Source organism: Paraniabella hibiscisoli (genome assembly GCF_022512515.1).
Classification (GTDB): Bacteria; Bacteroidota; Bacteroidia; order Chitinophagales; family Chitinophagaceae; genus Niabella; species Niabella hibiscisoli.
Window position 1 is genome coordinate 1 of record NZ_JAKWBK010000005.1, and the last position, 12,445, is coordinate 12,445.

Annotated in this window: 15 protein-coding genes and 2 pseudogenes; 6 read left to right on the forward strand and 11 right to left on the reverse strand. The window is 42.7% G+C overall.

Annotated features, from left to right (window positions below):
• Positions 1 to 193 precede the first annotated feature (193 nt).
• From MKP07_RS36600 to MKP07_RS36615, 6 genes and pseudogenes are all read left to right on the forward strand, one after another.
• Positions 194 to 1,555, forward strand: a complete 1,362-nt coding sequence (locus MKP07_RS36600; protein WP_240852965.1) for a TolC family protein — start codon at positions 194 to 196, stop codon at positions 1,553 to 1,555.
• Between the two features lie 77 nt (positions 1,556 to 1,632).
• Entirely contained in the window at positions 1,633 to 2,658 is a 1,026-nt protein-coding gene (locus MKP07_RS36605) for an efflux RND transporter periplasmic adaptor subunit (RefSeq protein ID WP_240852966.1), read from the forward strand.
• A gap of 47 nt (positions 2,659 to 2,705) precedes the next feature.
• Positions 2,706 to 4,679 (forward strand): annotated as a pseudogene (locus tag MKP07_RS40755) (efflux RND transporter permease subunit).
• On the forward strand, positions 4,661 to 5,095 hold the full coding sequence (locus tag MKP07_RS40760; protein ID WP_262920244.1) for an efflux RND transporter permease subunit: 435 nt from the start codon (positions 4,661 to 4,663) through the stop codon (positions 5,093 to 5,095). The pseudogene MKP07_RS40755 and the gene MKP07_RS40760 overlap by 19 nt, the downstream one beginning before the upstream one ends.
• 20 nt (positions 5,096 to 5,115) lie before the next feature.
• A complete protein-coding gene (locus MKP07_RS40765) occupies positions 5,116 to 5,745 on the forward strand; it encodes an efflux RND transporter permease subunit (protein WP_262920245.1) in 630 nt (209 codons plus the stop codon).
• A 254-nt stretch (positions 5,746 to 5,999) separates the two neighbouring features.
• Positions 6,000 to 6,533, forward strand: a complete 534-nt coding sequence (locus tag MKP07_RS36615; RefSeq protein WP_240852967.1) for a GNAT family N-acetyltransferase — start codon at positions 6,000 to 6,002, stop codon at positions 6,531 to 6,533.
• A gap of 20 nt (positions 6,534 to 6,553) precedes the next feature.
• On the opposite strand, the gene purU is transcribed toward MKP07_RS36615, so the two are convergent.
• The 11 genes and pseudogenes from purU to MKP07_RS36670 all read right to left on the reverse strand — a co-directional run bounded on the left by purU (position 6,554) and on the right by MKP07_RS36670 (position 12,439).
• Positions 6,554 to 7,144: a formyltetrahydrofolate deformylase gene (gene purU, locus MKP07_RS36620; RefSeq protein WP_317236278.1), complete on the reverse strand. Its 591-nt coding sequence runs from the start codon at positions 7,142 to 7,144 to the stop codon at positions 6,554 to 6,556.
• Positions 7,141 to 7,383 carry an ACT domain-containing protein gene (locus MKP07_RS36625; protein WP_240852968.1) on the reverse strand — a complete coding sequence of 81 codons (243 nt, stop codon included), beginning with the start codon at positions 7,381 to 7,383 and terminating at the stop codon, positions 7,141 to 7,143. Before MKP07_RS36625 ends, purU begins: the two co-directional genes overlap by 4 nt.
• Positions 7,384 to 7,398: 15 nt before the next feature.
• Positions 7,399 to 8,559 (reverse strand): HAD-IIIA family hydrolase, encoded by a 1,161-nt coding sequence (locus MKP07_RS36630; RefSeq protein ID WP_240852969.1) that lies wholly within the window; start codon positions 8,557 to 8,559, stop codon positions 7,399 to 7,401.
• Positions 8,528 to 8,689, reverse strand: a complete 162-nt coding sequence (locus tag MKP07_RS36635) for a hypothetical protein (RefSeq protein ID WP_240852970.1) — start codon at positions 8,687 to 8,689, stop codon at positions 8,528 to 8,530. Before MKP07_RS36635 ends, MKP07_RS36630 begins: the two co-directional genes overlap by 32 nt.
• Before the next feature lie 14 nt (positions 8,690 to 8,703).
• Complete coding sequence (locus MKP07_RS36640; protein WP_240852971.1) at positions 8,704 to 9,228, reverse strand: hypothetical protein; 525 nt, start codon at positions 9,226 to 9,228, stop codon at positions 8,704 to 8,706.
• 163 nt (positions 9,229 to 9,391) lie between these two features.
• Positions 9,392 to 10,351: a glycoside hydrolase family 32 protein gene (locus MKP07_RS41820; RefSeq protein ID WP_317236271.1), complete on the reverse strand. Its 960-nt coding sequence runs from the start codon at positions 10,349 to 10,351 to the stop codon at positions 9,392 to 9,394.
• A 60-nt stretch (positions 10,352 to 10,411) separates the two neighbouring features.
• Positions 10,412 to 10,990, reverse strand: coding sequence for a D-sedoheptulose-7-phosphate isomerase (locus MKP07_RS36650; protein WP_240852972.1), 579 nt, complete (start codon positions 10,988 to 10,990; stop codon positions 10,412 to 10,414).
• Positions 10,991 to 11,109: 119 nt separating this feature from the next.
• Positions 11,110 to 11,325: a hypothetical protein gene (locus tag MKP07_RS36655; protein WP_240852973.1), complete on the reverse strand. Its 216-nt coding sequence runs from the start codon at positions 11,323 to 11,325 to the stop codon at positions 11,110 to 11,112.
• Positions 11,313 to 11,666, reverse strand: a pseudogene (locus tag MKP07_RS36660) (GHMP family kinase ATP-binding protein); the annotation flags it as partial. The pseudogene MKP07_RS36660 and the gene MKP07_RS36655, both read right to left, overlap by 13 nt.
• A gap of 47 nt (positions 11,667 to 11,713) precedes the next feature.
• A complete protein-coding gene (locus MKP07_RS36665) occupies positions 11,714 to 12,013 on the reverse strand; it encodes a hypothetical protein (RefSeq protein WP_240852975.1) in 300 nt (99 codons plus the stop codon).
• Between the two features lie 9 nt (positions 12,014 to 12,022).
• Positions 12,023 to 12,439, reverse strand: a complete 417-nt coding sequence (locus tag MKP07_RS36670) for a GxxExxY protein (RefSeq protein ID WP_240852976.1) — start codon at positions 12,437 to 12,439, stop codon at positions 12,023 to 12,025.
• Between the last annotated feature and the right edge of the window lie 6 nt (positions 12,440 to 12,445).

Consider the following 12,445-nt stretch of genomic DNA (forward strand, 5'->3'; position numbering starts at 1 on the left):
GCATCTGTCTTTAAGCCAGTTAATGGCCTATAATAAGGATATCACGCTTCTCGGGCATCAGCATTCGGGAAAAGATGTGCAGCAGCAGCTGGTTGCCTGTTTGGTGTATGGAATAACAACTCATGAGGGAGAAGACCTGGCCACTCAGCATTTAACTCAATATTCAACAATCGTATAAGTTTAATTATTCAATATGTTCAAGAAAAATCTGAAACCATTATTGCTTTCTCTGGTCATGAGCATTGTTGCCGGTAGCGCAATGGCTCAAACAGGAGAGGTTTTAACGCTTAAGGCCGCTTTAAACTACGCAGTTCAAAATTATACTGACGCGCGTAAATCCCGGCTTGATCTGGAAAATGCACAATACAAAGTAGATGAAGTACGCTCCAGGGCATTGCCACAAATAAGCGGCTCAGGGCAGTTAAATTATAATCCGTTGCTTCAACAAAGTGTTTTGCCTGGCGCATTAAACCCGGCTAATCCGGGACAGGATATGCTGATTGCATTCGGACAGAAGTGGAATGCGAACATAGGCGTTAGCCTGACACAGAACCTGTTTGATCAATCGGTTTTTGCAGGTCTGAAAGCAGCTAAAACCACTAAAGAGTTTTATACGCTTAACAACCAGCTTACGGAGGAACAGGTATTGGAACAGGTAGCTACCAGCTATTACCAGGTATTTGTTCAGCGTCAGCAAATAGCGAATGTGGATAGTAATATCAGTACTACTCAAAAGGCCTTTAACATTATAAAGGGGCAGTTTGAGAGTGGCTTAGGCAAGCAAATAGATGTGGATCGGGTTACCGTTCAATTGGCCAATTTGCAAAGCCAACGCCAGCAGCTAACTAATGCTGTTACTCAGTACGAAAACCAATTGAAGTTTTATATCGGCATGCCGGTTACCCAGTCTGTTGCAATTGAAGACCCGGAGCAGCTGGACATAACCGTATTTCAACTCGATTTGCCTGATAGCTTAAACGCTAACAACCGCACCGAGATAAGGGTGCTGGATAAACAGGAAGAGCTTTTAGTACATCAGAAAAAATCTATTGTCGCAGAATATTACCCGACACTTTCTTTAACCTCCAACTACAGCTATCAGAGCCTGTCTAACCGGTTTCCTATTGCAGCGGGACGTTATGGAAACGCATTTGATGTGGCAGCCATCGGTCTAAACCTGAAAATTCCCATTTTTAATGGTCATGCTACTAAGGCAAGAATTAACCAGGCCAATGTAGAGTTGAAAAGATTGCAGGAAGACCGGATCAAAACTAAAAATAGTTTAGACCTGGCTTATGAAAATGCTAAAACACAGATCAGGAATAATATCATCATCCTGAACAATCAAAAAGTGAATGTAGAGCTTGCGCAAAAAGTGCTGGATAATACACGTAGCAATTACCAGCTGGGCCTGGCGCCACTTACCGACCTGCTAGATGCGCAGAATGCACTGTCTGAAGCTCAAAATAATCATGTGGCGGCAACATTAAATTACCGTGTGGCCGAAATACAATTGATCAAATCCAAGGGGTTGTTGAAAACCCTCATGAACTAACTCATCCAACTACAAAAACATAAAACATACGAACAGATGAAAAAAGTGTAAGAATTATTGTCACCATTATTGCTGTTGTGGGTATACTGGCTTTGATCGCCTACGTATTAACCAATAATAAAAAGAAGAATGAAGCCAAAACGGCTGTGGTGGCTGAAACCAATAGTGCCATTGCGGTAAAGATCGACACCGCCAAAACAACAGATCTTAATATAGACTTTGCGGCTAACGGTGTCTTTGCCGCAGGGCAGGAAATTAATTTTTCGGCAGAAACCGCCGGACGAGTAGTTAGCGTTTTAGTAGATGAAGGTAGCTACGTAAGAAAGGGCCAGACGCTGGCTATCATCAAAACTGATAATCTTAATGTAGATGTGCAGAATGCAAACGAGACTTATCAAAATGCTGTGAAGGACAGGCAACGCTACGAAAGTGCATTGCGTACCGGTGGTGTAACGCAGCAGCAGGTAGATCAGGCTGAGCTGGCAGTAAAAAATGCGGCTGCAAGGGTACAGCAGGCGCGTATTAAAGTAACCGATGCTAATATCCGTGCTTCCATCAACGGCATTGTAAACAAGCGTATGATTGAGCCGGGCTCTGTATTAGCAGCGGGTACGCAATTGTTTGAAATTGTAGATGTATCCAAACTGACTTTGGATATAGCGGTTGCAGAACAACAGGTGGCTAATTTGAATGTGGGTGATGCCGTAGATATTACAGCCAGTGTTTTTCCGGATAAAAAGTTTACGGGTAAAATAGAGTTTATTGCACCAAAGGCAGATGCCAACCTGAATTTTCCGGTAAAAATTGCGGTAGCCAATAATGCAGGTAAATCTCTGAAAGCCGGTATGTATGGATCGGCTCATTTCGTATTTGCGCAGCAAGCCCCTGCTATTTTGATTTCAAGAGCTGCATTTGTGGGCGGCGTTAGCAGCAACGAAATATTTTTAGTAAATGCCGGGAAGGCTGAATTACGCAAAGTGGTTGCGGGTAGAATTTTAGGAGATAAAGTAGAAGTGTTACAAGGGTTGACAGTGGGTGACCAGGTAATTGTTACCGGCCAGATCAATCTGATGAACGGAAGTGCTGTAGCCATTATTAAATAACCTGGGTGAAGTGCGATATGCACTTGCTATAATATAAATATTCTTAAATGAAAATTGCTGAATTATCCATTAAACGCCCCTCGTTGGTTATAGTGCTTTTCACTATACTAACGCTGGGAGGTATGCTGAGTTATACCAGCCTGAATTACGAACTACTGCCCAAGTTTAGCCCTTCAGTAGTATCGGTAACTACTATTTACCCGGGCGCATCACCCAGTGAGGTCGAAAATACGGTGTCCGTAAAATAGAAGACGCGGTGTCTTCTATGGAGAACATTAAAAAGATAGATGTAAAATCTTACGAAAGCTTGTCTACGGTTATCATTACTCTAAATAGTGGTACTGATGTGGACTATGCATTAAATGATGCGCAAAGAAAAGTAAACGCCATATTGAAAGATCTGCCGGATGATGTTGATCCGCCATCTTTAAACAAATTTTCTCTGGATGATTTGCCGGTAGTGACTTTGTCGGCTACAGCCAAATTGGATGAGGCAAGTTTTTTTGATCTAATGGATAAAAGGATCGGGCCGGTTATTTCGCGTGTACCCGGTGTGGCCCAGGTGAATCTAATTGGCGGGCAGGAAAGAGAAATTCAGGTGAGCTTCGATGCCGCAAAGCTGGAAGCTAACGGCCTTTCTGTATTACAGGTGCAGCAGGCGGTGTTGGCAGCCAACCTGGATTTTCCTACCGGTAGTGTACAAACAAGGGAGCAGGATATTCTCATTCGTTTGGCTGGTAAATTTAAAAGCATCGAAGAGCTAAGAGGCCTGGTGGTAAAAACTTCTGCTGCAGGCGGGCAGGTGCGCTTAGCAGATGTGGCCGATGTTCAGGATGCGCAGAAAGATGTAGAGAAGCTGGCCAGGGTAAATAATGAATCATCTATTGCATTGCAGGTATTGAAGCAGTCTGACGCTAATGGCGTTAGCGTGAGCGAAGGGGTACAGGCCATTGTAAACCGGCTGCAATCAGAGTACGCTTCATCGGGTTTACAATTAACTATCGCCAATGACGCATCCGTTTATACGCTGGAGTTCTGCTGACGCGGTAATACATGACCTCGTGTTAGCGATTATCCTGGTGGCAGTGGTAATGTTGTTCTTCCTGCATAGTATTAGAAACGCTTTAATCGTAATGGTAGCCATCCCTGCTTCTCTAATAGCCACTTTTATAGGTATGAGCTTGCTGGGGTATTCTTTAAACCTGATGTCGTTACTGGGTCTCTCATTAGTTGTGGGTATACTGGTAGATGATGCCATTGTGGTATTGGAAAACATTTACCGCCACATGGAGATGGGTAAGAACAAAGTGAGAGCTGCATTTGACGCTACTAAAGAAATCGGCTTTACGGTTACCGCTATTACCCTGGTAATTGTGGTAGTATTTATTCCTATTGCGATCAGTACCGGATTGGTGTCGGATATCTTAAGGGAGTTTTGTGTAACAGTAGCATTGGCAACAGTATTGTCGCTTTTATCTTCTTTCACTATTGTACCGTTGTTAAGTTCACGCTTTGGTAAGCTGGAGCATATTACAGGAAAAAGCTGGTTTGGTAAAATAATACTAAGCTTCGAAAGAGGGCTGAACAAATTTACCGATGCTATCACAGGCATTTTAAAATGGAGTTTAAAATACAAGAAAACAACTTTAGCCGCAGTATTCGTATTACTGATTGCGTCTTTTACTATGATTGGTGCGGGCTTTGTGGGTACCGACTTCTTTCCCAAGAGTGACAGGGGAGAGTTCCTGGTGCAGATAGAAATGCCCAAAGATGTTTCGATTGAGCAAACCAATCAAATGACTCAAAAAGCAGAAGCATTTCTTAAAACAAAACCAGAAGTAACCAACCTGATTACAACTGTTGGACAGAGTAGCGATGGTATGGGGGCTTCGCAGGCTACTGCTTATAAATCGGAGATCAGCGTACGACTGGTGGAGAAAAAGAGAGGGAAGATGATGCGAATGTATACGCAGCTAAAACAAAAAGGGAACTGGAGAAGATATTGGTTGGTGCTAAGGTAAAAACGGTGCCGGTTAGTATTTTAGGCTCGGCAGAAAATGCCCCTTTGGGTTTAGTAGTAACAGGACCCAACCTGGATAGTGTGATGCGTTTTGCCAATGCTGCCAAAGATAAACTGGCCGGTATAAAAGGCGCTACCGAAATTAAGTTATCAGTAGAGACAGGGAACCCTGAGATCAATGTACAGGTGGACAGGGATAAGATGGCTGCACTGGGTTTAAGCCTGCAAACCGTAGGTGCTACTATGCAGACTGCTTTTAGTGGAAATACCGATGGAAAGTATCGTGCCGGTGAGTATGAGTATGATATCAATATGCGTTACAGTGCTTTTAATCGTAAGAGTATTGTGGATGTAAATAACCTCCTGTTTGTAAATGAGAGGGAGAGCAGATACGCTTATCTCAATTTGCTACGGTGAAAGAAAGTTCAGGGCCGAGCATGCTGGAGAGAAGAGATAAAAGTACATCTGTAACTGTACAGGCGCAATCGGTTGGTAGACCTACAGGTACTATTGCTGCTGAATGGGGTGTAGCTATTGAGGACATACAAAAGCCAACCGGTGTCAACTACATCTGGGGTGGTGATATGGAAAATCAAAGCGAAGGTTTTGGTACGCTCGGAATAGCCCTATTAATTGCCATTGTATTGGTGTATTTAATTATGGTGGCTTTGTATGATAGTTTTGTGTATCCTTTCGTGGTACTGTTCTCTATTCCTTTATCTATCATAGGCGCCTTGCTTGCGTTAGCGTTAACCAATAATTCGTTGAACATATTCACCATATTGGGTTTAATTATGTTGATCGGTTTGGTGGCTAAGAATGCGATTATCCTGGTAGATTTTACCAACCAGCGAAAAGCAGAAGGGGAGACCACTTACAATGCGTTGATACAGGCTAATCATGCCAGGTTGAGGCCGATCCTGATGACTACGATTGCCATGGTAATCGGTATGTTGCCGATTGCGTTGGCTAGTGGTGCAGGTGCAGAGTGGAAGAACGGTCTGGCCTGGGTAATCATTGGTGGTTTATTAAGCTCGTTATTCCTGACGCTGATCGTAGTGCGGTGATGTATTCCATTTTTGATAAGCTGATTGCTAGATTCAATAAGAATAAAAAAGAGGAATCAATTGATGAACTAATGGTGGCGGATTATGAACACAGGGCTTTGAGTGAAGATGGATTTACGCCTACGCATTTATAAAGTTGAGGGTTGGTGTTTTGGTGGATGCCGTATCTGTAAAAGGATGCGGCATTTTTCTTTAAGGTACGATTGTCTGGTGCGTTAAAATGGTTATACCTTTGACGATATAAAAAGTTGATCATGAAAATCAGTGCTTCTCAATTGCTTGCTGGCAATATTCTTCTAAGGCCTATTATCGCATCCGATCTGGAGCATGTATATAGGGGGCTTTCCCATCCCGATGTGATCAGGTATTATGGCGTTAGCTATCAAACGCTTGAAGAAACGATGGTGCAGATGGATTGGTATAAGCAGCTGGAAGAAGAAGGGAGCGGTGTGTGGTGGGCCATTAGTTCGCCTGACGGTAGCGTTTTCTATGGAGCCTGCGGATTTAACAATTTGTCCGAAATACACCAAAAGGCTGAAATTGGTTTTTGGCTATTACCCGATTACTGGGGCCGTGGCATTATACCCTCATCTGCCCGGCTTATTTGTGATCATGCTTTTTCTGAAATGGGAATACATCGTATAGAAGCGGTGGTAGAAACTGCCAATAATAGTTGTATGCAGGTAATGCAGAAGCTGAACTTTTTGTTGGAAGGAACCATGCAGGATGCTGAAGTGAAGAATGGCCGGTTTATCAGTCTGCACCTATACGCCCTGCTTAATAAATAATGAGGTTGTTTAAGCTTTGATCAATTTTCAAATACAATGGTTTTGTTATGATATACCAGCACCTTATCCTGTAATACTAACTGCAATGCATTAGCTAAAACGGATTTTTCAATTTCTCTGCCCAGTCTCACCATATCTTTTACAGAATGCGTGTGATTGACGTGTATGGTTTGTTGTGCAATAATAGGACCTTCATCCAGTACATTAGTAACGAAATGGGCTGTAGCACCAATGAGTTTCACACCACGTTCATAAGCCTGTTTGTAGGGGTGTGCACCGATAAATGCCGGTAAAAAGGAGTGGTGAATATTAATGATCCTGGATGCATATTTTGAATTGAATTCAGGAGAAAGAATACGCATGAACTTGGCCAGTATGATATAGTCAAACTCATAAGCTGAAAGCGCCTCTTGTATTTCGTGCTCAAAGGCATGCTTTTCTTTTCCCTCATGGCTGATATAATGAAAAGGGATATCAAATTTTTTAGTCAGTGCTTCAAGTGTGTCATAGTTGCCAATTACACATTGCACCTCAGCCCCTAATGTATTGAAATAGTTTCTTAGCAGGATGTCTCCCAGGCAATGATGTTCCTTTGTTACCAGGATAGCTATTTTCTTTTTTCATAAGGCCTGATGCTGATCTCAGTATCTTCAGGTAGTCTTGCTTTTAGCTGTTGCTGCAATTGTTCGGGGTTGGTAGCTCCCTGTATTTCTAAACGTATATAAAAACGGTTCTCATCCACGTTCACAAATTCTTTCATAGAAATGATGTTCAGCCCGGCTGTTGCCATTACTGCGGATATATCGGCCACCAGGCCCACCCGGTCACTACACTGTAATAATATTACCATTGGAGATGATCTGTTTTATTTCAAAGATGCGGTAAAGCTACTTAAATCCTCAAACATAAGGTCTATGTCTGGATGCGGGAGTGAAACCGTTTTATTGGTGGTACTTACAAAGATGGTGTGCAATCCGGCGTAGCGGCCAAATTTCATATCGCTCAGGCTGTTTCCTACAATGATAGATTTACCAAGGTCTATATCAGGGAAATCTTTTACGGCCTGCAAAGCCATGCCAGGATTAGGTTTCCTGCCAAAAGCGGTATTGTCAATGTCTGTACAGAAATAAATTTTTTCAACCGATCCGTTCGCCTTCCTTATTCCTTCCAACATTTTAGTATTCATTGCCAGCAAATCATCGTATTGAATAATACCTCTGCCAACACCACGCTGGTTGGTTACTACAATAATGCGTCCGAATATACCGGTCAATTTCTCAAAAAGTTCCGGTGAGCCATCTGTAAATCTAAACTCCTCAGCATTAGTAATGTAGCCACCGGGATTATCATGATTGATAACGCCATCCCTGTCAAGGAATAAGGTCCAGCTTTTATCAATTGCAGAAAGATGAAGCTCCGGTTTACTGAATTCTGATTGAGCCCGGTTATAGTCTTCCGGAATACCTATATCAATGAAATAGGCGCCCCTGCTTAGCCCTGAGAAAATATGATCTACAACAAATTGTTCCAGGTAATCTTTTTCAAAAGAAAACTTGACGGGAAAGTTCCTCGCAAGAAAGGATTGTTTGTTGATAAGATAGAGTCCTGCATTGATCAATCCCGATTCATAATATTGTTTTTCTTTGAACGAAGTAATGAGCTGCTGGTCATTGATCTCAACAACGCCATAGCGGTCAAAATGCTGCATGGGCTTCAATGCCAGGGTGCACTCCACTTTCTTTTCAATATGCTGGTTGAGCATTGCTGCTGCATCAAACCTGAACATGGTGTCTCCATTAGCGATAAAAACATCAGCAGTTACTGCTTTGGTAAGGGCCAGCTGAATAGCGCCACCTGTTCCCAGCGGCTCATCTTCTACTACATAATCAAAATTAAGTGTAGGAAATTCCTGCTGCAGCCAGTTCAGGATAACCTCATGCATATACCCCAGGCTGAAAATGATTTTCTCTATATACCCTGCATGCGGAGGTAGTTCACCACATAAAACAAAAAGGCTGACCGGCAACGGGGGCCATACATTTGGGCAGATCGGGAACTGCAGCGCGAAGTCTGGTTCCCAGGCCTCCGGCTAAAATGATTGCTTCCCGTAAAGCCTCCATCTCTGTTACGTTTCTATTAATATCTGATGTTGCCATTGTTTTTTATTGGATTAGTTCCATATAGACTTTATATTGAAGACCTCAAGGTTTTTTACTTCGATATTGGTTCCCCAGAAGTGAAGTCCTTCTTTATTGTCTTTTAAAGCTCTCCGCTCCATAGAGTAGGAGTAGGCTCCGCCATCAATAAATACTTCAATAGACGTCCTGTCGATATATATGTCTGCTGATATCTCCATGCTGGTCATATCTTCAGGCGAGTAAAATACGCCGTTAACCAGGTTGTTGTTCATGTCGTAATCCAGTATGCGTTGACCAAATAAGCTAATGCCTGCACTGGTTGCATGAGACAGATGAATGGTGGTTTTGATGCGAAGCCGATCTTGATCATTGTAGATCTTCAAGTGATCATTCGCTTGCCGGGCATTGATATTGGTCCATTTGTATTGTGGTTCAAAAAGCTGATTATACTCTTTTATAGGACTGCTGAAAAGTCGTACACCGTTCTTGGTTGTTTTTAAAGTGAGTTCAGTAGGCATTAACATCATGCCATTAAAAGGCATACCCGGATGTGCCACACGTCCCCAGCCAATTTGTATACGTCTTCCGTCGGCGTCTGGTATGTTGGTAATAGTTTGCGCAGCATAAATCGTTCCTGTTGAAAAATAATGTTTGCCCGATTCGGGAGTAAACTTTTACCATCGAAACTCCCGATCATATAGGAGTTGGAGGCGCCTAACATCACCCATTTTTTTGTGCCGATTTATTGTCAACCGGCAATTCAAAAAGATCAGGGCATTCCCAGAAACCGGTTGTATGACTTTGATAGGTCCAGTCTTTTAAGTTGGTTGAGGTATAAATAGAATGCCCGTCTCGCTCATTTAAAACCATTACCCAGTGTTTACCCGGCTCATACCAGGATACTCGTGGATCGCGGGTGTCAACGCTGTTCCATTTCTCTTTGGAGTCGATAACCGGGTTGCCCTTGTACTTGGTCCAGGTTCTTCCCTTGTCGAGGCTGTAAGCAATACACTGGGTTTGCTTTTGGTCGGCTGCAGCGGTGTAAGCGGCGATCATGGCAGGCTGGTTGCCTTTATTAAATCCTGCACTGTTTTTATAATCCATTACAGTTGATCCGGAAAACATCGTCCCCAGGCTATCCGGACTTAATGCTAATGGTAATTCTTTCCAATGCACCAGGTCCTTACTCACAGCGTGTGCCCAGTGCATATTTTCCCATTCTTTTTCGTATGGGTTGTGCTGGTAGAACAGGTGGTATTCCCCATCAAAATAAATAAGACCATTGGGGTCATTGATCCAGCCTCTGCGGGTGGTAAAATGAAATTGCGGGCGATTCTTTTCTTTATATAGCGAGTCTTGTCCAGCAATGCTATTATCCTGGTAGATCTTCTTAATACCCGCTGCGTTGCCATCGTATTTTATATGGATCGTTTTCCCTTTGAGACGGGTGACATCACAAAAAACCCAGTACTCCGGCTCGGCATCGGCTAAACGGATCTTAAAAAAGCGCTCCTGTTTTCCGCTTATTTCAAATTGCATTTGTTTTCTGTCGGCTTTCTGCGATACCGGCAGGTTCAAATAAGGTTTGGTGATCGTTATGGTTGTATCTGCAGCAGAGGCAGCAGTGCTAACGCCCAGCAATAATGCTGCCTGGAGCAATGGTATAGAAAGTTTTTTCATATCGGCTTGTAATGTTATAGAGCTAAATTTAAATTTAGAAGGTTGGTGTAATTAGGGGAGCTATTCGGTAAAATACTTTTCTTCCACCAGCTGGCATATAATATGACCCAGTAGCATATGACATTCCTGGATTCTTGGCGTATCGGTTGAGGGGATGTTAACCAGGTGATCGCTGAAAGCCTTCATCAATCCGCCGCTCAAACCAGTGAAGCCAATAGTCGTCATTTGTTTCTCGCGTGCTGTTTCAAAAGCCTGTACTATGTTTTTTGAATTACCGGACGTGCTCAGTCCTATCAAAATGTCACCCGGTTTTCCCAGACCTTGTATAAGACGTGCGTATATAAGGTCGAAGCTGTAGTCATTGGCTACGGCGGTGAGGTAAGAGGTATTACAATGCAACGCTTCCGCAGGCAGCGCTTTCCGGTCTTTATAAAAACGACCACTGAATTCTGCTGCCAGGTGTTGCGCATCCGCAGCGCTGCCACCATTGCCACAAAAATAAACGCTGTTGCCGTTTTTAAATGCGCTCACAATTATATCTACAATATGGTTAACCACATCAATGAGTTCGGCATTTTCCAGTACCTGTTGTTTGGTACTGATAGAAGACTGTATTAATTCTTTTATCTGATTGCTCATGGTTTATACACTCCAGGTTTTTAATCCGTGTTTAGTAAATTGATAGTTTCGGTTCACGCCGCCAAATTGATCCAGGGTTTGCTGTACTTTATATTTTGCATTGCCCGGGCAGTAAAATATCATAAAGCCTCCACCACCGCGCCACTGATCTTGCCACCGGTTGCACCCGCTTCTTTTGCTGCATAGTAAATATCATCTATCAGCTGGTTATTGATGCCCTGCGCCATACGGCGTTTTTGCTCAAAGCCAATATCCAATATATGTCCTATTTCATGCAGCTGACCTTTTAGTAAAGCCTCTTTCATCATCTGGGCCTGTTGCTTTAGCTGGTGCATGGCTTCAATGGATGTTTGCTTTTTTCTGTTACGTTTTTACTTTGCTCTTCAATGATCTTAGCCGACTCCCTGCTGGTAGAAGTGTAGTATAACAAAAGATTATTCTCCAATTCATCCAGGTAACGTTGCCTGATGCGTAGCGGGTTCACGATGACTTTATCATCGTTGTAAAACTCCATAAAATTAAATCCGCCAAAAGTTGCGGCATATTGATCCTGCCGGCCACCGGCCAGTTTCAGATCGCTTCTCTCTATTTCATAAGCATAGTGAGCAATGTCATATTCTCCTAAGGGGAGCTGCAGCATTTCCGTAAACGCGCCCACAATGGCTACTACCAGCGTAGAAGAAGTACCTAAACCCGATCCCGCAGGAGCATCTACAAAAGTGCTTAGTTTAAATCCTCTTTTTTAAAGGGATAATCTTTTTGAATTCGGTTGTATACACCCTTCAATAGATCGAGATGTCCGTCAATTGGTAAAGCAGTGTTCCAATCGAAGGACGCCGTCTCGTTCCTGTCAAAAGCTTCTAAAATGATCTGGTCGCTTTCTAGAGGTTCAATTGTGGCATTGGCGTTTAATGAAATGGTAGCGTTCAGAATAGCGCCACCAAATTCATCGCAATAAGGACTCACATCGGTGCCGCCACCGGCTAAACCTATTCTTAAAGGTGCCTTACTTCTGTATATCATTTGTCTGAACTATGATTTTTTCTGATTAAATTGATTTTCCTGAAATTTTTTATTCGTTAATCTTTTAAAACAAAGACTGGTTTCTCCAAAATTTATAAGTAACCCAATTTCAAGATTATATGCTTCCAGGTAGTTAATTGCTTGCGCAAAGTGTACATTTTCTAAAGATTTTACGGCTTTGAGCTCCACAGAAATAAGATTATTAACTAAGAAGTCTACACGTCTTGTTCCGATATGATGATCCCTGTAATAAATGGGCATTTCATATTCCCTATGAAAAGAAATGCCACAAAGTCCCATTTCTATCCCAAGTGCACGCTGATAAATCACCTCTTGAAAACCATTTCCGAGTGAACTGTGGACCGCCATCGCGCATTTAATAATTTCTGAAGTGATGTCTGAATATTTGTATTTATTATCAATCATATTAAT

What these genes read in the sequence shown, in the direction of transcription:
- MKP07_RS36600 (WP_240852965.1), top strand. Translation starts at nt 194, where the DNA reads ATGTTCAAGAAAAATCTGAAACCATTATTGCTTTCTCTGGTCATGAGC.
- MKP07_RS36635 (WP_240852970.1), bottom strand. Translation starts at nt 8,689, where the DNA reads ATGGCAACATCAGATATTAATAGAAACGTAACAGAGATGGAGGCTTTA.
- MKP07_RS36625 (WP_240852968.1), bottom strand. Translation starts at nt 7,383, where the DNA reads ATGGTAATATTATTACAGTGTAGTGACCGGGTGGGCCTGGTGGCCGAT.
- MKP07_RS41820 (WP_317236271.1), bottom strand. Translation starts at nt 10,351, where the DNA reads ATGAAAAAACTTTCTATACCATTGCTCCAGGCAGCATTATTGCTGGGC.
- MKP07_RS40765 (WP_262920245.1), top strand. Translation starts at nt 5,116, where the DNA reads ATGCTGGAGAGAAGAGATAAAAGTACATCTGTAACTGTACAGGCGCAA.
- MKP07_RS36665 (WP_240852975.1), bottom strand. Translation starts at nt 12,013, where the DNA reads ATGATATACAGAAGTAAGGCACCTTTAAGAATAGGTTTAGCCGGTGGC.
- MKP07_RS36615 (WP_240852967.1), top strand. Translation starts at nt 6,000, where the DNA reads ATGAAAATCAGTGCTTCTCAATTGCTTGCTGGCAATATTCTTCTAAGG.
- MKP07_RS36650 (WP_240852972.1), bottom strand. Translation starts at nt 10,990, where the DNA reads ATGAGCAATCAGATAAAAGAATTAATACAGTCTTCTATCAGTACCAAA.
- MKP07_RS36655 (WP_240852973.1), bottom strand. Translation starts at nt 11,325, where the DNA reads ATGCACCAGCTAAAGCAACAGGCCCAGATGATGAAAGAGGCTTTACTA.
- MKP07_RS36670 (WP_240852976.1), bottom strand. Translation starts at nt 12,439, where the DNA reads ATGATTGATAATAAATACAAATATTCAGACATCACTTCAGAAATTATT.